The following is a 22,981-nucleotide window of genomic DNA, read 5'->3' as shown; positions in this document are numbered from 1 at the left end:
TTCCATCATCGCATTGTCCAGGCCATCTCCCACGGTCCCGAACGAGGGCAGCAGGCCCGCGGAGCGGATCTTCTGCGTGAAGACCCAGGAGGTGAACTGGACTCCGTGGTCTGCGTGCACGATCCCTCCGGGCCCTGCCTGGCGTGCACGGATTGCCATGTCCAGAGCGTTCACGACCAGGGTGGAGTCCTGTTTGGAGTCGATGGCCCAGCCAATGATTTTGCGGCTGCAAGCGTCCAAGACCGCGGCGCAGTAGACCTTGCCTTCGCGGGTGGGATGCTCAGTGATGTCGGTGACCCACAGTTCGTTGAGTTCGAGGCGATGGAATTTCCGGTTGACCAGGTCGTCCGCTGTGGCGACCCCCTTGAGTCGCTTGATTCTGGCTGGGCCTGGAAGGCCACCGATTCCGGCGCGAGTCATGAGGACGGAGATGAGCCGGCTGGAGCAGGGAATGTTCATGCCCATGGTGAGCTCTGCGTGGATCCGGCGGTAGCCGTAGGTGCCACGAGAGGCGATGTGGATCTCGCGGATCAGTCCAGTCAGCCAGCGGCGGCGCAGCTCAGTGGCGCTGGTGGGACGCTTCCGGTAGCGGTAGTAGCCCTGGCGAGAGACGCCCAGTAGGCGGCAGCAGGTGCTTGTGGGTGCCCCGGCGTCGACGAGTCGGTCGATCACCGGGTGCGCCCTTTTGGGGCGATTCCTCCCTCCTCGTCGAGCCACGTCGCGGCCCGCCGGAGGATCGCGATCTCCTGCTCGAGCTGCCGGACACGGCCGCGCGCCGCGCGGAGTTCGGCAGACTCGCGACTGCTTCGTCCCGGCCGGCGGCCGTGGTCGATGTCGTCCTGTCGGAGCCAGCTGTGGAGGGTGACCTCGTGGATACCCAGGGCCTGCGCGGTCTGCTTGACCTGGCGGCCTTCGCGGACCAGAGCGATGGCCCGGGCACGGAACTCTGGAGGGTACGGGCGGGGCATGCGATGAGCCTTCCATGAAGACCATCGGCTAGCGACGTCAACTGGAAACCGATCCGTAGGTCAGGTCAGGCACTGATGGCCACCGGGTCGTGGACTTGCCCGGTAGCCAGTTCGTGCTGCTCGGGCAGGGGGTCTACACCGCCGGCGGCCAGGTGGTGATGGATCCGGGTCGCTGACCCCTTCAACTCCCGGCGCAGTGCTTCGATCCTGGCCACCACGCACGCCTCAGTGGTGGTGGGAGATTCCCAGGGGGTACTGGGCCGATCGGCCAGCCCGGGCTCTCCTTGGTCCAGGAAGCGGGTCACCCATTTCTTCACCGTGTCCCAACTGACGCGGAACTCACGGGCCACGTGGGCGATCGGGGCCCCGTCGATCAGATGACGATCCACCATCTGAGCACGCCCAGTCGGGGTCAGCGCAGAGTTGGGGTGCACAGCGGTAGCCTGGGCCATGAACGGGCTCCTTCTTCAGGTTCACAGATTGGTGGTTTCGCAATTCCCATCCTGCGACCAGGAGCCCGTTCGCTATCTCACCGACCCGCCCCCTCCGAGAACCTCATGACCCACAACACTTAGCCAGCAGAAGGCTCGAGCAGATCGAGCAAATGGACCAGCCAGTGACCACATCCAGAAACGACGAAGCCCTGGTGAAAGTTGCCTCTCACCAGGGCTTTTTGTCGGGATGACAGGATTTGAACCTGCGACCCCTTGACCCCCAGTCAAGTGCGCTACCAAGCTGCGCCACATCCCGTTGTTTAGTTTTCGAGCCATCTTGCCGCTTCAACTCACCTGACCCCCAGTCAGGTGCGCTACCAAGCTGCGCCACAGCCCGCTGGCCGCCCGTACCGGCTCGGCCACCAGACAACTGTACAGCATCCGCGCCCCCACTGAGACCAGACCGGCGCACCGGTCTAGGTGCCCGCCCATGTCCCGCGCGCCCAGACCTCGGTAGGGTGACGTGCACCACCACAATCGACTCCGAGGGGCAGGAGAAACCTATGCGCACCACTGCACGACACACCCGTTCGATCACCGCTGTGGGAGCGGTGTCAGCCCTGGCGCTGCTGACCGGCTGCGCAGATCAGTTCCGCGGGGATGGAGCGGAGGGCTCCGCTCCGGCAGGCACGGAGCGCGAGAACCACGACGACGGCACGCGCCTGGACGACATCCAGGCGGCTGGCGCCCTGAAGGTCTGCACCACCGGCGACTATCCCCCATTCACCGAGAAGGAGGAGGGCGCAGAGGACTTCACCGGGATCGACGTGGATCTGGCCCGCGACCTCGCCGAGAACCTGGGCGTGGAGGTCGAGTGGGTGCAGACCAGTTGGACGAACCTGATGGACGACTACCTGGCGAACTGCGACATCGCTGTAGGTGGCATCTCCATGAACCCGGAGCGGGCGGAGCAGGTGTTCTTCTCGGCGCCCACCCAGCAGGACGGAAAAACCCCCATCGCCCGGTGCGATGAGGTGGACCAGTACCGGACCATCGAGGACATTAACCAGCCGGGGGTGACTTCGATCTTCCCAGAGGGCGGGACCAACGAGAAGTTCGCCCGCGAGCACTACCCGGAGGGGGAGCTGAAGACGCACGACAATCTCACCATCTTCGATGAGATCGTCGCCGGCAACGCGGACGTGATGACCACCGACCGCTCAGAGGTGCTGTACATCGCCCACGAGTACGAGGGCGAGCTCTGCCCGACCAATTCAGACGAGCCGTTCGACTACTTCCAGAAGGGCTTCATGCTTCCCCAGGGCGACGTGGTCTTCAAGCACTACGTCGACCAGTGGCTGGACATCGCCCTGAACGACGGCACCTACGATCAGATCTCTGAGGAGTGGGTCGGCGACGTGGAGCTCAGCCTGGAGAACTGAATGAGCTGAACCGCCCAGTGCCGCAGGTCAGAACGTGTAGGTCTTCTCCCCCACGCGGAACTCCACGGTCTTCAGGTTCTGCACGTGCGCCTTGGCCTGCGCGGCCACCTCCTCCATGGTCTGCTGCAGCACCGCCGGGTCAGCCTCCAGTGCCTGGTCCCCGTAGTTCACCGTGAGCTTGCCCTGGTCGCCCTGGATCTGGAACGACTCCATGTCCTGCCCGGATGGCATGGATCGCATGAACTCCGTGACCGTGGAGTTGTCCCCCAGGTAGGTCCCGGCGTACTCCACGAGCCGGCCGAAGTCGAAGTCCTGCAGGTCCTGCACCGAAAACTCGGTCAGGTGGCCCACGTCCTGCTGCATCCTCTCCAGGTATCCCTGCGCGTCGTCCACCTTCTGCTGCGCCTGGTCCACGGTGCTCTGCGCCTCATTCAGCGCCGAGCATCCGGTCAGTCCCACGGCCAGTGCCAGAGCCGCCCCGGCGGCCCTCATGGTGATCTTCATGGGTGCATTTCTACACCCTCCGGCTGGACCGTTGCTGGAGGCCGCACGGCGCCCCGCCGTACATGACTCGGCCCCCGCCCACCGGGAGGTGGAAGCGGGGGCCGAGTGACGTCGTCGGGACGGCTCAGCGGCGACGGCCGCGCTTCTCCCGCACGCGCATGCCGACCTCGATCGGCGTGCCCTCGAAGCCGAAGGTCTCCCGCAGGCGCCGGATGATGAACCGGCGGTACCCCGGGTCCAGGAACCCGGTGGTGAACAGGATGAACTTGGGCGGACGCGAGCTGGGCTGCGTGGCGAAGAGGATGCGCGGCTGCTTGCCACCGCGGACCGGGTGCGGGTGCTCGGCCACCAGCTCGCCCAGGAAGGCGTTGAGCTTGCCGGTGGGGATGCGCTTGTCCCAGGACTCCAGTGCGGTGTCCAGGGCGGGGACCAGCTTGTCCTTGTGCCAGCCGGTCTTGGCCGAGAGGTTCACCCGCGGGGCCCAGGCCACGTGGGCCAGGTCCTTCTCGATCTCCCGCTCCAGGTACCAGCGGCGATCCTCGTCCTGGGCCAGCAGGTCCCACTTGTTGAACGCCAGCACCAGCGCACGGCCGGACTCCAGGACCAGCTGCAGGATGCGCACGTCCTGCTCGGAGAGCACCTCGGAGGCCTCCAGCAGCACCACCGCCACCTCGGCCTTGTCCAGCGCGGACTGGGTGCGCAGCGAGGCGTAGTAGTCCGCGCCGTGGGCCATGTGCTGACGCCGGCGGATGCCCGCGGTGTCCACGAACCGCCACAGCCGTCCGCCCAGTTCCACCAGCTCGTCCACGGGGTCACGGGTGGTGCCGGCGAGATCGTCCACCACCACACGGTCGGATCCGGCCAGCTTGTTCAGCAGCGAGGACTTGCCCACGTTCGGACGCCCCAGCAGCGCCACCCGCCGGGGGCCGCCGCGCGGGATCAGTCCGCCGTAGGCCGACTCCTCCGGCAGCTCGGCCAGGGCGGCGTCCAGCAGGTCGCCGGTGCCGCGGCCGTGGATGGCCGAGACCGGGTACGGGTAGCCGAAGCCCAGGCCCCACAGCGAGGCGGCGTCGGCCTCCTGGGAGGCGTCGTCCACCTTGTTCGCGGCCAGGATGACCGGCTTGCCCTTGCGGCGCAGCATCTTCACCACGGCCTCGTCCGTGGAGGTGGGGCCCACGGTGGAGTCCACCACGAACACCACGGCGTCGGCCACGTCCACGGCCAGCTCGGCCTGCTCGGCCACGCGCTGGTGGATGCCCTTGGCATCGTGCTCCCAACCGCCGGTGTCCACCACGGTGAAGACCCTGCCGTTCCATTCAGCCTCATAGCTGACGCGGTCACGGGTCACACCCGGCACGTCCTCCACCACGGCCTCACGCCGGCCGATGATGCGGTTGACCAGGGTGGACTTGCCCACGTTCGGACGTCCGACGATCGCCAGGACCGGCGGGATCGGCTCGTCCTCAGGCTCAGGCTCGCCCTCCTCCCACAGGTCCAGGAGCGCGGCGTCCTCTTCGTCCAGGTCATAGTCGAGCAGCCCGGCGCGCAGGGCCTCCGCGCGCTGGCGGGCGTCCTCCTCGGAGAGCTCGGCCAGGCGCTGGGCGATCTGGTCCTCATGAGTGGGGACGTACTCGTCCTCGGAGCCGTCGGATCCGCCCAGAGGGGCGTTGGTGTTCTCGGTGCTCATTCGGCACGTCCTTCGCTGTCAGTCAGGTCATTCTGGCCGGTCGCCGCGGCATTCCCCTCCTGGGGATTCCCGACGGCGGCCCCGGCCTGACGCTCGATCTCACCGAGCATCGCGGTCACGGTCTGTTCCAGGTCCAGTTCGGTGGAGTCCACCAGGCCGACCCCGTCCGCGGGGGTCATGAAGTCCACCACGGTGGAGTCCTTGGCGTCTCGGCCGGAGATCTGCTCCTTCAGGTCCTTCTCACCCACGGTGCCGCCCAGCTGGATCCCGCGGCGGGCCATCCGGGCCTCGGCGGAGGCTGTCAGCAGCACGCGGGCGTCGGCGTCCGGGGCCACCACGGTGGTGATGTCCCGGCCCTCGGCCACGATCCGCCGGTGGGTGTCCATCATCTGGCGCTGGCGCTCCACCAACACCTGGCGCACGGGCATGTTGGTGGCCACGGTGGAGACCACGGCGGTGACCTCGGGCTCACGGATGGCCTGGGTGATGTCCTCGGTGCCCACCACCACGCGCTCCGCGTCCGGATCCACCGAGATCACCAGCTCGATCCCCTGGGCGGCGGCCAGCACAGCTTCCGGGTCGGTCAGGTCCACCTGGGAGTTCGCGCAGTGCCAGGCCACGGCCCGGTACATGGCACCGGTGTCCAGGTAGGCGGCTCCGAGCCGGCGGGCGACCTCCTTGGAGACCGAGGACTTGCCGGAGCCGGAGGGGCCGTCCACGGCCACCACCAGGCGGGGGGTCTCCTGTGCGTTCACCTCGGGCATTCAGACCACCTTCCATCCCCGCGCGGTCAGCGCGTCCGTCAGTTCCTGCTTGTGGCCGGGCACCACGGAGATCTCCAGCATGCCCACCTCGTACCCAGCGGAGTGGTCCATGCGCAGATCCTCCACGTTCACTCCAGCCTCACCCACGTCCGCCAGCACGGCGGCGATCTGGCCCGGAGTGTCGTCCACCAGCACGGTGACCACGGCGAACGCCTGCGGCGGTGCGCCGTGCTTGCCGGGGATGCGGGCCTGTCCGGCGTTGCCCTCGGCGATCAGCTGGGCGATGTCCAGGCGCGAGCCCGGCGCAGTGGGCTGCTCCATGGTCCCGATCAGCCGGTTCAGATCCTCCCGCACTCCGTAGAGGATCTCCACGATCTGCGGGGCGTTGGCCGAGAGGATCTGCACCCACAGCTGCGGGTCTGAGGCGGCGATCCGCGTGGTGTCCCGCAGCCCGTTGCCGGCCAACGCCAGGGATCCGGCCGGTGTCTCCTGCAGCCGAGAGGCCACCAGCGAGGCGGCGATCTGCGGCAGGTGCGAGATGAGGGCCACCGAGGCGTCATGCTCCTCAGCGCCCATCCGGTAGACGGTGGCGCCCAGGGCCCGGGCCAGCTGCTCGGCGGACTCCACGGCCTCCGGGGCGGTGTGCTCGTTGGGGCAGACCACCCACGGTGCTGCGGTGAACAGCGCACCCCGTGCGGCCACCGGCCCGGAGCGCTCCCGCCCGGCCATGGGGTGGGTGCCCACATAGCGGGCGGCGTCCTGCGCGGTGATGGTCCCTTCAGACACGGCCTCTGCCACGTCAGCGGCGATCTGCACCTTCACCGAGGCGATGTCCATCACGACGGCGGCCGGGAACCTTCGGAGGGAGTCCACCACGACCTGCCCGGTGACGTCCGGCGGCGCGGCGACGATGACCACCTCAGGTGAGGGGCCGTCGTCGGAAATCAGGACGCCTGCGGCGTCCACCGGGTAGGCCCGCCCGGCACCGATGTCCTGGGCCACCGCCTGCGCGGACGGCGAGGGGTCATGCAGCAGCACCGTGGTGCCGCGGGCGCGCAGGCCCAGACCGATCGACGTGCCCAGCAGGCCGGTCCCGCGGATCAGCACCGTGGAGACCGGTGCGGTCACAGTCCCACCGCCGCCATGAGGTGCCCGACCTCCTGGGAGTTCAGCGGGCGCACGGTGCCCTGGCGCTGGTCGCCCAGGTGGATGGGGCCCATCTGCACGCGCACCAGACGCTCGACCGGGTAGCCGACCTCCTTGAACATGCGGCGCACGATCCGGTTCTTGCCCGAGTGCAGCACGACCTCCACCAGCACGTGGCCCGGGGTGGAGTCGATCAGCTTGAAGGAGTCGACCTTGGCGATCCCGTCCTCCAGCTCGATGCCCTCCTTGAGCTGGGTGCCCACGCCCTTGGCCATGGGACCGGGCACCTGGACCAGGTAGGTCTTGGGGATCTCGTAGCGTGGGTGGGTCAGCCGGTTGGAGAGCTCGCCGTCATTGGTCAGCAGCAGCAGCCCCTCAGTCTCGTTGTCCAGGCGGCCCACATGGAACAGTCGCTCCTGGCCGGCCTTGAGGTAGTTGGAGATGCTGGGCCGTCCCTCGGGGTCCACCATGGTGGAGATCACGCCGCGGGGCTTGTTGAAGACGAAGTACTGCAGACGGGTGTCCAGCTGCAGACGGATGCCGTCCACATGGATGACGGCACGCTCTGGGTCCACACGGATGCCCGGCTCAGTGACGACCACGCCGTCCACCTCCACGCGGCCCTCGGCGATCAGGTCCTCGCAGACGCGGCGGGAGGCCACTCCGGCCTGGGCCATGACCTTCTGCAGACGCTCACCGTCCTGGTCATGGATGCGCTTGACGGCCGGATCGATCTTGCCTGAGGGACGGCCGGCCTCCTTGGCGAACTGGCCAGCCGCGCGGGGAGCTGCGCCGAGGTTGCGGTCATAGTTGTCCCGCTGGAACGGACCACCCTTCTGACCGGGCTGCGGGGTGCGGCCGCGGCCGGAGGTCGGTCCGCCGGAGCGTGGAGACGTGGACTTGCCGGCGCCGGACTTGCCGAAGCCCTTGTTCGAGCCGGGACGGGATCCGCCCTGGCCGCGGCGAGCGCCGCCGGAGTTCTGGGATCCGCCGGAGCGGTTGCCTGGGGTACGCGGAGTCATGGGGTCCTTTCAGTGCCTCACGGCATGTGCAGGGGTCGAGGTGGCCAGTGACGGCCGGATCGGGGCGCAGGAGTGCGCCACACCGAACACTCCATCATAGTCCACGCTCTGGTGTCAGCCGACGACCGACTGTTGACCGACTCTGGCCTGGAGCGCACCCTGGAGGTGTTGCGCTAGGTCGACGCCCTCGAGAGCGTCCTCCCCGTCGTCGATCTTCATCCCAGGGTTGAGCACCGATCTGTCCGGCGAATGGCGCTCAAGGATCTCCCCTCTTCGTGCGGGACGCACCACAGGGAGTCTCCCGATGGCCACCTATGAGTACGCTGGCGAGGAATGGCGGTCCGCAGTCCAGCCTCGCGTGGTCCCGGTCTCCAAGGGCCGGATCATCGCCCGCTGGCTGACCACCACCGATCACAAGACGATCGGGTACATGTACCTGATCACCTCGTTTGCCTTCTTCTGCCTGGCCGGGGTGATGGCTCTGCTGATCCGGGCCGAGCTGTTCGAGCCCGGCATGCAGCTGCTGCAGACCAAGGGACAGTACAACCAGCTGTTCACCATGCACGGCACGTTGATGCTGCTGATGTTCGCGACCCCGCTGTTCGTGGGGTTCGCCAATGTGATCATGCCCCTGCAGATCGGTGCCCCGGATGTGTCCTTCCCGAGGTTGAATGCCCTGGCCTTCTGGTTCTTCCTGTTCGGCTCCACCGTTGTGGTGGCCGGCTTCCTGACGCCGCATGGTGCGGCTTCGTTCGGCTGATTCGCCTACGCTCCGCTGTCCAACACCACATTCTCGCCCGGAGTGGGTGGGGCTCTGTGGGTGTTCGGGCTGGCCCTGCAGGGGTTCGGCACCATCCTGGGCGCGGTCAACTTCATCACCACGATCATCACCATGCGTGCTCCCGGCATGACCATGTGGCGGGTGCCGATCTTCACGTGGAACACCCTGTTGACGGCCATCCTGGTGATCATGGCGTTCCCGCCGTTGGCCGCCGCTCTGTTCGCCTTGGGGATCGACCGCCGGTTCGGCGGGCGGGTGTTCGATCCGGAGAACGGCGGTGCCATCCTGTGGCAGCACCTGTTCTGGTTCTTCGGCCACCCCGAGGTGTACATCATCGCGCTGCCGTTCTTCGGCATCGTCTCTGAGATCATCCCGGTCTTCAGCCGCAAGCCGATCTTCGGCTACAAGTCCCTGGTGTTCGCCACCACCGCCATCGCCGCGCTCTCTGTCACGGTCTGGGCGCACCACATGTACGCCACCGGCTCCGTGCTGCTCCCCTTCTTCTCGCTGATGACCATGCTGATCGCCGTGCCCACCGGGGTGAAGTTCCTGAACTGGATCGGCACCATGTGGCGCGGATCCATCACCTTCGAGACGCCCATGCTCTGGTCCTTGGGGTTCCTGGTGACCTTCCTCGTCGGAGGGTTGACCGGCGTGATCCTGGCGGCGCCCAAGCTCGACTTCCACGTCACCGACACGTACTTCGTAGTGGCTCACTTCCACTACGTGGTCTTCGGGACGGTGGTGTTCGCCATGTTCGCCGGGTTCTTCTTCTGGTGGCCCCAGTTCACCGGGCGGATGCTCAATGAGCGTCTGGGCAAGATCCAGTTCTGGATGCTGTTCGCCGGCTTCCACGGCACGTTCCTGATCCAGCACTGGCTGGGTGTGATCGGCATGCCCCGTCGCTACGCCGACTATCTGGTGGAGGACGGATTCACGGCGATGAACCAGTTCTCCACGGTGTTCTCGCTGCTGTTGGGGGCCTCGATGATCCCGTTCTTCCTGAATCTCGTCCATACCGCCCGCTACGGCAAGAAGGTCACGGTGGACGACCCCTGGGGCTTCGGCGGCTCCCTGGAGTGGGCGACCTCCTGCCCGCCGCCGCGGCACAACTGCCACTCCTTGCCCCGCATCCGCTCCGGACGTCCTGCCCTGGACCTGCACCACCCCGAGCTCAGTCCCTCCTCACCCCAGCACGAACCCGAGCTGTTCGGTGAGCGGGCATCCGTCTGATCAGGTGGAGCGAGCGGCCCTTCGGCGCCAGGCGGCGATGCCGGCCAGCACAGCGGCTACACCCAGGAACGGCAGGCCTACGGCCCATACCTCTGCCTCGACCTGGGTGGCCAGCCCCAAGCAGGCCACGATCCCCGCGATCGGCAGAGCGATCGGTACGCGGAAGTGGCGGCCTTCCACCGTGTCCCGGCGCAGCACCAGGACTGCGGCGTTGACGGCGGTGAACACGACGAGCAGCAGCAGCACCATGGTGCTGGCCAGCACCTCGAGCGTTCCGGTCAAGGCCAGCAACACCGAGATGGCCGTGGTGACCAGGATGGCCACCCACGGGGTGCGGCGCTCGGGAAGGACCTTGGTGAGGAACCCGGGCAGCAGCCCGTCCCGGGCCATGCCGTAGGCCAGGCGCGAAGACATGATCCCGGTCAGCAGCGCACCGTTGGCAACCGCCACCAGAGCGACCGCGCTGAAGACCACGGGCGGGATGATCCCCGCGGCCTGCACCACCTGCAGCAGCGGTGCGGTGGACTCGGCCAGAGCGGCTGTGGGCACCACCACGGACGCAGCCGCTCCCACCAGCGCGTAGACCAGTCCGGCCACGATCAGCGCTCCGAACAGGGCCCGGGGGTAGGACCGTGCCGGGTCCTTGGTCTCCTCGGCGATGTTCACACTGGTCTCGAACCCCACGTAGGAGTAGAACGCCAGCACGGTGCCGGCCAGGACAGCCGCCAGCGGTCCGTTCTCCGGCGTGCCGAGCTGAGTCAGACGCCCGAGGTCGCCCTCTCCACGTGAGACCACGATGATCCCGAGCACGATGATCACCACCAGACCGGCCACCTCGATGATGGTGGCCACCCGGTTGGCCCCCATGGATTCAGAGATCCCGCGGGCGTTGAGTGCGGCCAGCAGTCCCAGGAAGACCACGACGACGGCCGCGACGGGGAGTGAGACGAATTCCGTCAGGTAGTCCCCGGCGAACCCGAGGGCCAGGGCGCCCACGGAGACGATGCCAGCTGCCAGCATGCAGAACCCCACGAGGAACCCGATGAACGGTCCGAAGGCTCGCGTGGTGTAGTGCGCGGATCCGCCGGCTCGCGGGTATTTGGTGGCCAGCTCCGCATAGGAGCCGGCGGTGAGCAGTGCCAGCACGAGAGCGGTCACGAGGGGAACCCAGACGGCTCCGCCGGAGATGCCGGCAATCGTCCCCGCCAGAACGTAGACCCCCGCCCCCAGGACATCACCGAGGATGAAGAGGAACAGTCCGGTGGTGGTGACTGCCCGGCGCAGTGACGGAGCAGTGCCGTCTGTGGGGGTGTGAGACATGCACCCAATCTACGCTCTGACGCCGCCTGGGGCGGTACCGGGAGGGACAGGTCTGCCCGTCCAGAGAGAACTGACGGTCATGCCTCCACGTCGTCCGGCTCCCACTCCAGGAGGTCACCGGGCTGGCACTCCAACACTTCGCAGATCGACTCCAGGGTGCTGAACCGGATGGCCTTGGCCCGGCCGTTCTTGAGCACGGCGACGTTCGCCGGAGTGATCCCCACTCGCTCGGCGAACTCCCCTACGGACATCTTCCGCCGGGCCAGCTGGACATCAATGCGGACGATGATCGCCATCAGATCACCACATCCATCTCGCTCTGCAGCGTGGTGGCACGGACCAATAGGGTGCGCATGACCGTCATCAGCAGCGTCAGGCCCAACCCGGCGAAGACTCCACCCAGCAGAGCCATCATCCGCAGGGGAGGTCCGGCCACCGTGGCCGACTGGTACACGATGGTCGCCGCACAGACCAGGCTGCATCCCAGGAACGCACCGATGATGCCGTTGACCCAGCGGAAGGCACGCGGGGAGAACACCTCATCGTTGCGCGTGAACCCCAGCAGCCGAAGGGTGCACACGATGCCGACCTGCACACAGGCCAGCCCCAGGATGGACAGGATCAGGATCGGCCAGCGCATATGCGCCTCTCCTGGGAGGCCCTCAGCCATCACGCCGGACAGCCACGGCAGTCCGATGACCTGGAGGGCGGTGATGGCCACGAGGGCCACCACCAGCATGACTCGAAGGGTGTCGACGACGATGCGATTGCTCATGCCACCGACACTAGACAGATTTCTATCGAAAGTCGATAGTTCCTGTGAGCCGATCACCACGGTGGCGCCTACGCCCACCGCCGAAGCCCTGCCCCGCCCCGGGCCGATGGCGCAGGCTGTGTCCATGGACCAGCTCATCCTCGGCGGCACCGGCCGGCTCGGCCGCCACATCGTTGCGGCCGCCCTTGACTCGCGGCACAGCGTCACCTGCCTGGCCCGGGGCACGAACCCGGCTCCGGGCGGCGCCCAGCTGGTCCGAGCAGATCGCGACCTGCCTCACCCCTACCGTGAGGTGGAGGGCACCCGGTGGGACGCCGTCGTCGAACTGGCCTCCGCCCCTGGCCGCGTCCGCGAGGCGACCTCCTCCATCACCGCCGACCACTGGCTCTACGTCTCCTCGATCAGCGTCTACGCGCTCCATGACCAGCCCTGCCGCACCGAGGACGCCGAACTGGTGCCTCCACTCAACGCTGACCGCCTGTCCGGCCCGCAGGACTACGGCCCGGCCAAGGTGGCCTGCGAACAGATCGTCCAGCAGTCCGCGAACGCCTGGACGGTGGTGCGCCCCGGGCTGATCGGCGGTGCTGGGGATGACACCGGCCGCACTGGCTACTACCCCTGGCGCTTCGCCCACCTCACAGGACCGAGCGTGGTGGTGCCAGATGCCGCGGGCGCCGTCGTCGCCATGATCGATGTGAAGGACCTCGCCGCCTGGCTGGTGCGGTGCCTGGAGCAACGCCTCACCGGGACCTTCCATGCCACCGGCCCGACGACGTCGCTCACCGACGCGATCGGCGCGGCTCGGCGAGTGGCCGGCCGGGCGACGGGTCGTGGCTCCGGTCCTGGTGGCGCGGCGGTGGTGCCAGCACTGCCGGACTCACGTTCAGGCCACTGGAGGACACCCTGGCCGACGCGCTGGCGTTCGAGGAGTCACGCGGCGGACCTGTGGGCGCAGGACTGAGCGAGGAGACCGAGCATCGAGTCCGTCAGTCCTGTCAGCCCAGCCCCTAGCCGGGGATCATTCCAGCGTGGGTCAGCCCCGGAACCCCTCGTCCGCCTCAGCCAAGGCAGGAAGATCGCCGACTCCCGGCAGATGGGCGGAGAGCCTGGGAAGCTTCTCCAGGGAGTCCACGCCCAAGGTCTCCAGGAATGTCCCCGTGATGCCGTAGAGGACCGCGCCGGTGAGCGGGTCGGATCCGGTCTCGGAGACCAGGCCGCGGCTGACCAGGGTGCGCATGACGGTGTCCGTGTTGACCCCGCGGATGGCCGCCACCCGCGAGCGAGTGACAGGCTGCAGGTAGGCCACCACCGCCAGGGTCTCCAGGGCGGCCTGGGTCAGCCGTGCGGTCTGCCCCTCCACGATGAACCGCTCCACCACCTCGGCGTGGGCCGGACGCGAGTAGATCCGCCAGCCGCCGGCCACCTCGCGCAACTCGAAGCCTCGGCGGGCCGAGCCGTTCTCACCGTTGTAGTCGCCCACCAAGGAGGTCAGCACCTGGTGCACCTCGGCGCCGTCGGCTCCCGTGGCCTCGGCGAGCTGCTCGTCGGTGACGGGCTCATCCACGACCATCAGCACGGCCTCCACCAGCTCCCGCAGCGGGGTGGCCGGGATCTCCTGATCGCTCATGACTCCTCCTCCACAGGTTCGGACTCCCCCGGTTCACCGGGCTCGTGGTCGAAGTCGCTCTCTCCACTCAACACCGGCAGCTCGTCGGCTGCGGTCGGGTCCCACTGCACCTGCAGGTCTCCCAGCGGAGTGTCCTGTTCGAAGGTGACGGCTCGGTCCCGGTACATCTCCAGCAGCGCCAGGAACCGTGCCACCACCACCAGGGTGGAGTCGGCGTCGGCGACCAGCTCGGCGAAGCTGAGCCGTCCGGCCGCCTGCAACCGTGCCGCGATCAGCCCGGCCTGCTCCCGCACGGAGACCGCTGGGGCGTGCAGATGTCCCAACCCCACGCCGTCGGGCTTCTCCTCCGGGGTGCGGGTGAGCACGTCCTGGGCCAGGGCGGCGAACTGCTCCGGGCTCAGGGTCCACACCAGTTCGGGCAGCACGGCAGCGAAGCGCGGGTCCAGGGAGGTCTGCCGGGGGAAGCGCCGGGCCTCCTCGGCCATGCGTGTGGACATCATGGCGGAGACGTCCTTGAACGCCTTGTACTGCAGCAGCCGGGCGAACAGCAGGTCCCGGGCCTCCAGGAGAGCCTCGTCCGCCTCCGTGTCCGTGGTGCCGGCTGGCAGCAGCCGGGCGGCCTTGAGGTCCAACAGGGTGGAGGCCACCACCAGGAACTGGCTGGACTCGTCCAGCGCGGCGTCGGCCACCCTTCGGGCTGTGGCTGCCGCGGGGGCATCATCCCCGGCGTCCGTCCCCTCTGCCACCGCGGCCCGGGCGGTCTCGCGCAGCTGGGCGATGTAGGCGATGAACTCATCAGTCACCGCCGCCAGGGACACCTCGGTGATGTCCATCTGGCGCCGTGCGATCAGCGAGAGCAGGACATCGAAGGGACCGGCGAAGTTGGTGAGGCTGACGGAGAAGCCGGAGGGGCCGTCGTCGGGATCTCCCAGCGCGTCAGCGCTGAGCAGCTCCGCAGGGTCTGGCAGGGCCGGCGCGGTGCCGGCCCGGGGGGTCACGGCGCTCCGCCCCTGCAGATCAGCTCGCGGGCCAGCTGGCGGTAGGCCTTGGAGCCGGGGTGGTTCTGGGCGAAGGCGGTGATCGGCTCGGCGGCCACGGTGGCGTCGGCGAACTTGATGGTGCGCTTGATGACGGTCTCGAACACCTTGTCCCCGAACGCCTCCACCAGTCGTCCCACGACCTCCTTGGAGTGCAGGGTGCGCTGGTCGAACATGGTGGCCAGCACGCCGTCGATCTCCAGGTCCGGGTTCAGCCGGTCCTGGACCTTCTCGATGGTCTCCACCAGCAGGGCCACCGCACGCAGGGCGAAGAACTCGGCGGTCAGCGGGATGATCACCCCGTGCGAGGCGGTCAGGGCGTTGACGGTGAGCAGTCCGAGCGAGGGCTGGCAGTCGATCAGGATGACGTCATAGTCGTCCCGCACCTGGCGCAGTGCGCGCTCGAGCACCTGCTCACGGGCCACCTCGTTGACCAGCTGCACCTCGGCGGCGGAGAGGTCGATGTTGGCCGGCAGCAGGTCGATGTTCTCGAAGTCCGTCTCCACGATCGCGTCCCGGGCGGTCACCGAGCGCTCCATCATCACGTTGTAGACGGTGGTGTCCAGCTCGTGCGGGCTGGTGCCCAGACCGGCGGAGAGGGCGCCCTGCGGGTCGAAGTCCACCATGAGCACCTTGCGCCCGTACTCGGCCAGGGCAGCACCCAGGTTGATGGTCGAGGTGGTCTTGCCGACCCCGCCCTTCTGGTTCACCATCGAGATGATCCGCGCCGGGCCGTGCGACTCCAGCGGCGGCGGCTCCGGGAAATCGTGCTTCGGCCGCCCCGTGGGTCCGATCACCGGCTCCCCTGAGATCATCAGGACGGGGGTGGGCTGCTGGCTGTTCACGATGGGGCCTGCTCCTGCGGGTGATCGGGGACGGACGGGACAGTGCGCGCCGGACAGGGTCCGCGGCACAGAGGCAACACTAATGCGCCAGGCCGCATGCGGAGAAACTTTCCGGAGCCCCACCGGCGAGCCCTCACCTTCAAGTGCAGGTTGAGAGTGTATACGTCCAGCGTCCCGACGACGGCCCCTCACCACGGGTGCCCCGGCGGCGGTTCCCGGGCATGATTCCCCGGTGGGCCACACCGTCACCGTTCGTGTGACCGGAACGCCGCTCAGCACGCGTGGTGCGGTCACACCAGCGGTGACGGACAGGGGACGCTGTCACACGAACGGTGCGGCAAACACTGCGGCTGATCCCAGCACACAGCAGAGCGCCCCGCACCGTCCGGAGACGATGCGGGGCGCTGTCGGCAGGGACACCCCCCTGCCGTGCTCAGCTGAGCCGGTGAGCAGGTCAGCGGCGCTCAGAGCGCCCGGTGACGTTCAGGCTCGACTCGGGGTGCCCCTCGAAGGCCTGCTCGGCAGCGGTGGGCGAGGCGTAGGGATCGAAGACCTCACCCTGCCGGGCCTCCAGCTCCCCCTCGGACTTCTCACCGAAGGAGAGTCCGTGGCCACCGGTGACCATGGCCTCGTCGAACTTGATGCGGCCCTCCAGCACGTCGCGGGCCTGGGCACCGTCGAACTCGCCGACCCACTTGCCGATCAGCATGGTGGCCACGGCGTTGCCGGTGAAGTTGGTCAGGGCGCGGGCCTCGGACATGAACTTGTCGATGCCCACGATCACGCCCATGCCGCCCAGCAGTGCGGGGCTGTGGGCCTGCAGGCCGGCGGCCAGGGTGGCCAGACCGGCACCGGTAACACCGGCCGCGCCCTTGGAGGCCACGATCATGAAGACCAGCAGACCGATCTGCTCGCCCAGGGACATCTCCAGGCCCATGGCGTTGGAGACGAACAGCGCGGCCATGGTCAGGTAGATGGCGGTGCCGTCCAGGTTGAAGGAGTAGCCGGTGGGCACGGTCACGCCGACCACGGGCTTGGAGACGCCGGCGTGCTCCAGCTTGGCGATCAGGCGGGGCAGCGCGGACTCGGAGGACGAGGTGGCGAAGATCAGCAGGTACTCCCGGCCCAGGTACTTCATCAGCTTGAAGATGCTCAGGCCGGTGACGATCTTGAGCAGTCCGCCGAGGATGACCACGATGAACACGATGCAGGTGGCGTAGAACGCGCCCATCAGCAGGGCCATGGCGCCGATGGCGGACCAGCCGGTGGAGCCGACCACGGCGGCGATGGCACCGAAGGCGCCGATCGGGGCCACCCACATGATCATCATCAGGATGCGGAAGACCACGCCCTGGACCAGGGTCAGACCCTTGAGCAGCGGCTTGCCGGACTCACCCATCTGCTGCAGCGCGAAGCCGACCAGCAGGGCCACGAACAGCACCGGCAGCACCGGGACCGAGTCCGGGATGATGTCCAGCAGGAACTGGACGGTCGGGTCCAGCTCGGCCTTCTTGGCCGGGTCGTAGGGGACCAGCTTCAGGCCCTCGCCCGGGTGGACCAGGTTGCCCACCACCAGGCCGATGCCCAGTGCGAAGGTGGACATGATCATGAAGTAGCCCAGGGCCATGCCGCCGACCTTGCCGACGGTGGCGGCCTTGGCGATCGAGCCGATGCCCAGCACGATCGTGCAGAAGATGACCGGGCCGATCATCATCTTGATCAGGGAGACGAAGCCGTCGCCCAGCGGCTTGAGGGACTTGCCGAACTCGGGGAACATCAGGCCCACGGCGGCACCCAGGATCACCGAGGCGATCACGGAGATGTAGAGCCAGTGGGTCCGGTCCTTCGTCTTCTTCTGGACGGATGCCTCCGTCGCCTGCTGCGAGCTGAGCTGTTCAGCCATGGTGACCTTCTTCAGTGGGGGCGCGGACGCCGGTGGTGTCAGGATTGCTGAGACGATCATCACGTCCGGCTGTGCCGCTGGTCACCGTTGCGGTCATAAAGTTCATGGCAGGACCATCACCGGCAGAGGAGACCCGTGCAGCACCCCTGGAGCATCGCCCGCCGCCTGGCAGCCGCGCAGCTGCTGGGCCTGCTGGTGCTCACGGTCTTCGCCGGGTGGGCCAGCTTCGTGCAGACCCGGGACACCGTGCACCGGCTGGAGGGGGAACGGGTGATGTCCGCGGCGCAGCTGCTCGCCCAGGAGTACGAGGTGGTGGTCGCGTACGGCCATGAGGACCCCTCCGCGGAGCTGCAGCCGCTCGCACTGGACGCCGCCGAACGCGCCGAGGTCTCCTGGGTCACCTTCCTCACGCCGGACGGCACGCGACTGTCCCACTGGATGCCCGACTGGGTCGGCACCCGCTACACCGGCACCCTCTCCCCCGCCACGGAGGGGACCGCCTTCGCCGAGACCTCCACCACGGGAGAGGCCGGCCCCTCCGTCCGGGCGCTGGTCCCGGTCAGGGCCCTTCCCGACGACGGCCCCGCCGGCTCCCAGCCCGGGGCCGAGTTCCCGGCGCATCGGCTCCAGGACCTGGACGACGGCCCGATCGTGGGCGTGGTGGCCGTGGGCCAGCGGGTCACGCAGCTGGACATCCTGGCGCGGTCCCACATCCCGGCGCTGCTGGCCGTGGCCGGGGTGGTCGCGGCCGCGGGGCTGCTGTTCAACTGGCTGCTCCACCGCTATCTGACCCGCACCACCCTGGGCCTGGGCCCGGAGCAGATGGCCGAGCGCTTCACCTTCCTGGACACCGCCCTGCACAATGTGGCCGAAGGCATGCTGCTCATCTCACTCCGGGGGCACCTGCGGCTCTACAACGACCGCGCCGCCGAGCTGCTGGGCCTGCCGCCGTTCGGGACCGGAGCGGACGGTGAACCGGGGACCCTCCACCTGCGGAACCTGTCCCTGCCCACGCCGCTGGGGACCCTGCTGCAGTCCGGCCGGGCGGCCCAGGACGAGCTGTTCACCGCCGGCGATCGGATCCTGGTGGTCAACCAGCACCCCACGCGCGTGGACCGCTCCCGCAGTCCCCTGCAGTGGCTGCGCAGCGGCCAGGCCGGGCCCGACCAGGGCACCGTGGTCACCCTCTACGACCACACGGACGTGCAGGAGATGAACCGGGAGCTGGCCAGCACCCGATCGCTCACCGACGCCCTGCGCTCCCAGACCCATGAGCACGCCAACCGGCTGCACACGGTCCTGTCCATGCTCGAGCTGGGCCGGGTGGAGGAGGCCCAGCGCCTGCTGATGGAGAGCGTCGGACAGGGCGGTCACGCCGATGACCGGGCGCTGGAGTCCGGTGCGGAGCCGGCCCTGGTGGCCCTGCTGATGGCCAAGTCCGCCCAGGCCCGCGAGCGCGGGGTGTCCCTGGACCACCGGATGACGGTGGACGTACCCACGGGGATCCCGGCAGCAGACCTGGTCACGGTGCTGGGCAACCTGGTCGACAACGCCCTGGACGCCGTCTCCGAGCCGGGCGTGGACCCGGGGGACCGGTGGGTGGAGGTCGAGACGCGACTGGAGGAGGGCTGGCTGGTGCTGGAGGTGGCCGACGGCGGACCCGGCCCCTCCCCGGAGGATCGGGACCGGGTGTTCGAACTGGGCTGGTCCACCAAGCCCGCCGGCCCGGACGGCCGGGGTGTGGGCCTGGCCCTAGTCCGCCAGACGGCGCACCGGCTGGGCGGTCACGTGGAGCTGGCGGTGGACTCCGGGACCGTGTTCACCGTGGAGATCCCCGTGCGGCACGGAGCCCTGCTGGGGAGGTCCGCAGCGGACGAGGCGGGAGAGACCAGAGGGGACGGCCATGCGTGACTACCGCGTCCTGATCATCGAGGACGAGCAGCTGACCGCGGACACCTACGCGGAGTACCTGGCGCGGGCCGGAGGCTACGAGGTGGTGCACCGCTCCCCCACCATGGCCGACGCCCTGCGGTTCCTGAAGTCCCGCTGGTCCGCCCGCCAGTCGTTCGGGGTGGACGTGGTCCTGCTGGACATGAACCTGCCGGACGGCCACGGGCTGGAGGTGCTGCGGCAGATGCGCGCGGCGGGGTTCACCGGCGGTGTGCTCGCCCTGACCGGGGCCACCGAGCTCAAGACCATCCGCCAGGCGATCGCCCTGGGCGTGGTGCAGTACCTGGTGAAGCCGTTCGGCTACCAGCAGTTCGCCGAGCGGCTGCGTGCCTTCCGCGAGGTCTCCGCCGAGTTCGCCGGCACCGGCAGCGCGGCGGACCAGGACGCCGTGGATCGGGCGTTCCGCCGGCACCGGCCGGTGAGCCCGCCGGAGCTGCCCAAGGGGCTGACGGAGGGCACCCTGAGTGCGGTGGTCGATCTGCTGCGCACCGCCTCAGCCGGCCTCAGCGCCGGGGAGGTGGGGGCCGCCGTCGGGACCTCCCGCGTCACCGCCCGGCGGTACCTGGAGCACCTGTCCCAGCAGGGCGTGGTGGAGCGTCAGCCCCGGTACGGCACCCCGGGACGGCCGGAGAACGAGTACCGCTGGGCCGGGGCCGCGGACTGATCAGCCGGCCGCGTCCGCGATGACCTGCGCCAGCTCGTCCGGACGGGACCACATGGGCCAGTGGCCGGTGGGCAGATCCACGAACCGCAGACCCCGGTGGTCGGTGAGGGCGGCCAGGAACGGCACTCCCTGCTGCGCGTATTCGCGGTACTGCTCGGCGGTGAAGGAGGTGCACACCACGGTCCCGGGGACCTGCAGGCGCCGTTCGTCGCCCAGGCGGACCGGGGTGCGGACCACGGCGCCGGGCTCGGGCACGGCCTGCGCGCGGAACGCGGCCAGCTGCTCCACGGTCAGGTTGCGGAACGACCCCTGCTCCTGCTCCTGCTCCCACGCCGACTCCAGGGTGAGCCAGTCGCCGCCGAAGTCCGCGTCCATGGCGGCCCCGTTGGAGCACGGTGCCGTGTCCACCCAGACCACATGGTCCACCAGCTCGGGGTGCTGGTCGATCACCAGGGTTCCGGGGATCGCGGCGCCGCTGTGCACCACCAGCACGCGGCGCTCCGCGTCCCGGTCCAGGGCCGTGAGGATCGCCTCGGCCTGGTCCTGCGGTGCGGTGCGGGCGGCTCGGTCCGTGTCCGCATCCCCGGGGTGCCGGCCGGGCAGGGTGAGGGCGGAGACCTCGTAGCCGCGGTGCTGCAGAGCGGGGGCCACCTGGTCCCACGCGCCCGAGCCGAGCCAGAAGCCGGGGACCAGGAGGATCTGCGTGCTCATGGAGACATGGTGGACCCTTGGGTGCCGTCGCGTCGAGGGGTCAGCGCCGGGGACGCAGCACCGTCTGGAGCTCGTCCAGGACGGAGCGGTCCTCGATCGTGGACGGGACCGTGTAGTCCTCCCCGTCGGCGATCTGGCGCATGGTCTTGCGCAGGATCTTGCCGGACCGTGTCTTGGGCAGCGCCTCCACCACCGCCACGTCCCGGAAGTCGGCCACAGCGCCGATCTGCCGCCGCACGGTCTGGCGCAGCTCCTCCAGCAGGTCCTGCTCGTCCGGACTGCCCGGGTCCGGGGTGTCCACTCCGGACTTGAGCACCACGTACCCGGAGGGACGCTGGCCCTTGAGCGGGTCGGCCAAGCCGATCACCGCGCACTCGGCCACGGCAGGATGGGTGGCCAGGGCCTGCTCCAGCGCCCCGGTGGAGAGCCGGTGCCCTGAGACGTTGATGACGTCGTCCGTGCGGCCCATTACGAACAGGTAGCCGTCCTCGTCCACCAGACCGGAGTCGCCCGTGGCGTAGTGCCCCGGGAACGCGGAGAGGTAGGAGTCGATGTAGCGCTGGTCATCGCCCCACAGGGTGGTGAGGGTGCCCGGCGGCAGCGGCAGGCGCAGGCAGATGTTGCCCTCGGTGCCGGCCGGGACCGGTTCGCCCAGCCCGTCCAGCACCGCCACGTGGAAGCCGGGTGAGGGCACCGTGCAGGAGCCCACCTTGACCGGGAGCACCTCCAGCCCCACCGGGTTCGCCCCGATCGGCCAGCCGGTCTCGGTCTGCCACCAGTTGTCCACCACGGGCGCACCCACCGTCCGTCCCGCCCAGGCCTGGGTCTCCGGGTCCAGCCGCTCACCGGCGGCAAAGAGCACCCGCAGGGAGGAGATGTCGTGCTCCTGCACCAGCTCGCCCTCCGGATCGGCCCTGCGGATCGCCCGCAGCGCCGTGGGGGCGGTGAACAGCGCGGTGGCCCGGTGCTCGGCGATCACCCGCCAGAAGGCGCCGGCGTCCGGCGTCCCCACCGGCTTGCCCTCGTACAGCACGCTCGTGGCCCCGGCCAGCAGCGGCCCGTAGACGATGTACGAGTGGCCCACCACCCAGCCCACGTCCGAGGCCGTGAACATGACCTCGCCGGGGCCGACGTCGTAGATGTTCTCCATGGTCCACCGCAGCGCCACCGCATGCCCGCCGTGGTCCCGGACCACCCCCTTGGGGGCACCGGTGGTGCCGGAGGTGTAGAGGATGTACAGCGGGTCCGTGGCCGCCACCGGGACCGGGTCCGCGTCCTGGGCCTGCTCGGCCAGCTCGTCCCAGTCGGCCCAGCGGGCTCCGCCCCGGCCCTCCACGTCCGCCAGCGCCGTCTCGAACCCGTCGCGGTGCTTCACGACGACAGCGCTCACCTGATGCGAGGCGGCCTCCAGGGCCTCGGCCACGGCGGGCAGGTACTCCAGCCGTCGCTTGGGCTCGATGCCGCCGGTGGCGGTGACGATCACCGTGGGCTGGGCGTGGTCGATCCGCGTGGCCAGCTCGTTCGGGGCGAAACCGCCGAAGACCACGGAGTGCACGGCACCGATCCGGGCGCAGGCCAGCATGGCGATCGGGGCGGCGGGGATCATCGGCAGGTAGATGATCACCCGGTGGCCGCGCTCCACGCCCTGGCCTCGCAGGACTCCGGCGAACCGGGCCACCTCGGCCAGTAGCTCCGCGTAGGTGTAGCGGGTGACCGTCCCGGTCATGGCCGAGTCATGGATCAGGGCGTCCTGGTCCCCCCGTCCGGCCGCCACGTGCCGGTCCAGGCAGTTCACGGAGGTGTTGATCCGGCCGTCCGGGAACCAGCGGTGGAGCGGGGCCCGGGAGTCGTCCACCGCACGGGTGGGCGGCCGGGTCCACTCCAGCGCCTCGGCGGCCTCGAGCCAGAACCCCTCGGGGTCCTGCTCGGCCCGGTCGTACGCCGAACGGTAGGCGGACGGGTCGCTGTGAGCTGCATCACGGGGAGAGGCCATGCGCTGATCCTAGGACCGCGGAGAGCGCCGGACAAGGGTCTGTGTATACATTCTCATCCCCGGCCCCGCGCAACGTGCCCTCGAGTCTGCTGCCACCAGCGACCGCGCAGGGGGCGGCTCACCGCTCGATTCAGGGTGAATGACACGGAGTCGCCGATCTCGACCAGCCGTGACT

19 protein-coding genes, 1 tRNA gene and 2 pseudogenes are annotated in these 22,981 nt (G+C 69.0%); 5 read left to right on the top strand and 17 right to left on the bottom strand.

Annotated elements, in window-relative coordinates; all coding sequences use genetic code 11:
- The 3 genes and pseudogenes from ACEXHE_RS13165 to ACEXHE_RS13155 form a co-directional block, all read right to left on the bottom strand.
- Positions 1-968 (bottom strand): annotated as a pseudogene (locus ACEXHE_RS13165) (IS3 family transposase); the annotation flags it as partial.
- Positions 969-1,033: 65 nt separating this feature from the next.
- Entirely contained in the window at positions 1,034-1,420 is a 387-nt protein-coding gene (locus ACEXHE_RS13160; RefSeq protein ID WP_374786137.1) for a helix-turn-helix domain-containing protein, read from the bottom strand.
- A gap of 224 nt (positions 1,421-1,644) precedes the next feature.
- Positions 1,645-1,718, bottom strand: a tRNA-Pro gene (locus ACEXHE_RS13155).
- Between the two features lie 247 nt (positions 1,719-1,965).
- On the opposite strand from ACEXHE_RS13155, the gene ACEXHE_RS13150 reads away from it, so the two are divergent.
- On the top strand, positions 1,966-2,844 hold the full coding sequence (locus ACEXHE_RS13150; RefSeq protein WP_374786136.1) for a transporter substrate-binding domain-containing protein: 879 nt from the start codon (positions 1,966-1,968) through the stop codon (positions 2,842-2,844).
- Positions 2,845-2,871: 27 nt separating this feature from the next.
- Here the strand turns inward: ACEXHE_RS13150 and ACEXHE_RS13145 are convergent, their stop codons facing one another.
- The 5 genes from ACEXHE_RS13145 to ACEXHE_RS13125 all read right to left on the bottom strand — a co-directional run bounded on the left by ACEXHE_RS13145 (position 2,872) and on the right by ACEXHE_RS13125 (position 7,967).
- A complete protein-coding gene (locus ACEXHE_RS13145; RefSeq protein WP_374786135.1) occupies positions 2,872-3,348 on the bottom strand; it encodes a DUF4825 domain-containing protein in 477 nt (158 codons plus the stop codon).
- Between the two features lie 124 nt (positions 3,349-3,472).
- On the bottom strand, positions 3,473-5,035 hold the full coding sequence (gene der, locus ACEXHE_RS13140) for a ribosome biogenesis GTPase Der (RefSeq protein ID WP_374786134.1): 1,563 nt from the start codon (positions 5,033-5,035) through the stop codon (positions 3,473-3,475).
- Positions 5,032-5,799, bottom strand: a complete 768-nt coding sequence (gene cmk, locus ACEXHE_RS13135) for a (d)CMP kinase (protein ID WP_374786133.1) — start codon at positions 5,797-5,799, stop codon at positions 5,032-5,034. Before cmk ends, der begins: the two co-directional genes overlap by 4 nt.
- Positions 5,800-6,927 carry a prephenate dehydrogenase gene (locus ACEXHE_RS13130; RefSeq protein WP_374786132.1) on the bottom strand — a complete coding sequence of 376 codons (1,128 nt, stop codon included), beginning with the start codon at positions 6,925-6,927 and terminating at the stop codon, positions 5,800-5,802.
- The gene (locus ACEXHE_RS13125) at positions 6,924-7,967 is read right to left on the bottom strand and encodes a pseudouridine synthase (RefSeq protein ID WP_356969854.1); all 1,044 of its coding nucleotides are present in this window, start codon (positions 7,965-7,967) and stop codon (positions 6,924-6,926) included. The genes ACEXHE_RS13130 and ACEXHE_RS13125 overlap by 4 nt, the downstream gene beginning before the upstream one ends.
- A 304-nt stretch (positions 7,968-8,271) precedes the next feature.
- Between ACEXHE_RS13125 and ACEXHE_RS13120 the strand changes: the two are divergent.
- Positions 8,272-9,981, top strand: a pseudogene (locus ACEXHE_RS13120) (cbb3-type cytochrome c oxidase subunit I).
- Here ACEXHE_RS13120 and ACEXHE_RS13115 read toward each other — a convergent pair.
- The 3 genes from ACEXHE_RS13115 to ACEXHE_RS13105 form a co-directional block, all read right to left on the bottom strand.
- Positions 9,982-11,301 carry an APC family permease gene (locus ACEXHE_RS13115; RefSeq protein ID WP_260062488.1) on the bottom strand — a complete coding sequence of 440 codons (1,320 nt, stop codon included), beginning with the start codon at positions 11,299-11,301 and terminating at the stop codon, positions 9,982-9,984. It lies immediately after the preceding pseudogene.
- A 77-nt stretch (positions 11,302-11,378) separates the two neighbouring features.
- Positions 11,379-11,597: a helix-turn-helix transcriptional regulator gene (locus ACEXHE_RS13110; RefSeq protein WP_260062487.1), complete on the bottom strand. Its 219-nt coding sequence runs from the start codon at positions 11,595-11,597 to the stop codon at positions 11,379-11,381.
- Positions 11,597-12,076 (bottom strand): DUF2975 domain-containing protein, encoded by a 480-nt coding sequence (locus ACEXHE_RS13105; RefSeq protein ID WP_374786131.1) that lies wholly within the window; start codon positions 12,074-12,076, stop codon positions 11,597-11,599. The genes ACEXHE_RS13110 and ACEXHE_RS13105 overlap by 1 nt, the downstream gene beginning before the upstream one ends.
- Positions 12,077-12,200: 124 nt before the next feature.
- On the opposite strand from ACEXHE_RS13105, the gene ACEXHE_RS13100 reads away from it, so the two are divergent.
- A complete protein-coding gene (locus ACEXHE_RS13100; RefSeq protein ID WP_374786130.1) occupies positions 12,201-13,037 on the top strand; it encodes an NAD-dependent epimerase/dehydratase family protein in 837 nt (278 codons plus the stop codon).
- A gap of 72 nt (positions 13,038-13,109) precedes the next feature.
- Here ACEXHE_RS13100 and scpB read toward each other — a convergent pair whose 3' ends face one another.
- From scpB to ACEXHE_RS13080, 4 genes are all read right to left on the bottom strand, one after another.
- On the bottom strand, positions 13,110-13,703 hold the full coding sequence (gene scpB, locus ACEXHE_RS13095) for an SMC-Scp complex subunit ScpB (RefSeq protein ID WP_374786129.1): 594 nt from the start codon (positions 13,701-13,703) through the stop codon (positions 13,110-13,112).
- Positions 13,700-14,701: a segregation and condensation protein A gene (locus ACEXHE_RS13090; RefSeq protein ID WP_374786128.1), complete on the bottom strand. Its 1,002-nt coding sequence runs from the start codon at positions 14,699-14,701 to the stop codon at positions 13,700-13,702. Before ACEXHE_RS13090 ends, scpB begins: the two co-directional genes overlap by 4 nt.
- Positions 14,698-15,555: a ParA family protein gene (locus tag ACEXHE_RS13085; RefSeq protein ID WP_091696734.1), complete on the bottom strand. Its 858-nt coding sequence runs from the start codon at positions 15,553-15,555 to the stop codon at positions 14,698-14,700. Before ACEXHE_RS13085 ends, ACEXHE_RS13090 begins: the two co-directional genes overlap by 4 nt.
- A gap of 484 nt (positions 15,556-16,039) precedes the next feature.
- Positions 16,040-17,488 (bottom strand): cation:dicarboxylate symporter family transporter, encoded by a 1,449-nt coding sequence (locus ACEXHE_RS13080; protein WP_374786127.1) that lies wholly within the window; start codon positions 17,486-17,488, stop codon positions 16,040-16,042.
- Between the two features lie 135 nt (positions 17,489-17,623).
- Between ACEXHE_RS13080 and ACEXHE_RS13075 the strand changes: the two genes are divergently transcribed.
- Together ACEXHE_RS13075 and ACEXHE_RS13070 are read left to right on the top strand one after the other, a co-directional pair.
- On the top strand, positions 17,624-19,399 hold the full coding sequence (locus ACEXHE_RS13075) for an ATP-binding protein (RefSeq protein ID WP_374786126.1): 1,776 nt from the start codon (positions 17,624-17,626) through the stop codon (positions 19,397-19,399).
- Positions 19,392-20,102 carry a response regulator gene (locus ACEXHE_RS13070; protein ID WP_091696596.1) on the top strand — a complete coding sequence of 237 codons (711 nt, stop codon included), beginning with the start codon at positions 19,392-19,394 and terminating at the stop codon, positions 20,100-20,102. Before ACEXHE_RS13075 ends, ACEXHE_RS13070 begins: the two co-directional genes overlap by 8 nt.
- Here ACEXHE_RS13070 and ACEXHE_RS13065 read toward each other — a convergent pair whose 3' ends face one another.
- Positions 20,103-20,813: an alpha/beta fold hydrolase gene (locus ACEXHE_RS13065; protein WP_374786125.1), complete on the bottom strand. Its 711-nt coding sequence runs from the start codon at positions 20,811-20,813 to the stop codon at positions 20,103-20,105.
- A 40-nt stretch (positions 20,814-20,853) separates the two neighbouring features.
- Positions 20,854-22,806, bottom strand: coding sequence for an acetate--CoA ligase (locus ACEXHE_RS13060; protein WP_374786124.1), 1,953 nt, complete (start codon positions 22,804-22,806; stop codon positions 20,854-20,856).
- Positions 22,807-22,981: the final 175 nt, after the last annotated feature.

Source organism: Micrococcus sp. IITD107 (genome assembly GCF_041927415.1).
GTDB lineage: Bacteria > Actinomycetota > Actinomycetes > Actinomycetales > Micrococcaceae > Citricoccus > Citricoccus terreus.
Note: the sequence above shows the minus strand (reverse complement) of the source record. Positions and strands in the feature narration are given on the sequence as shown.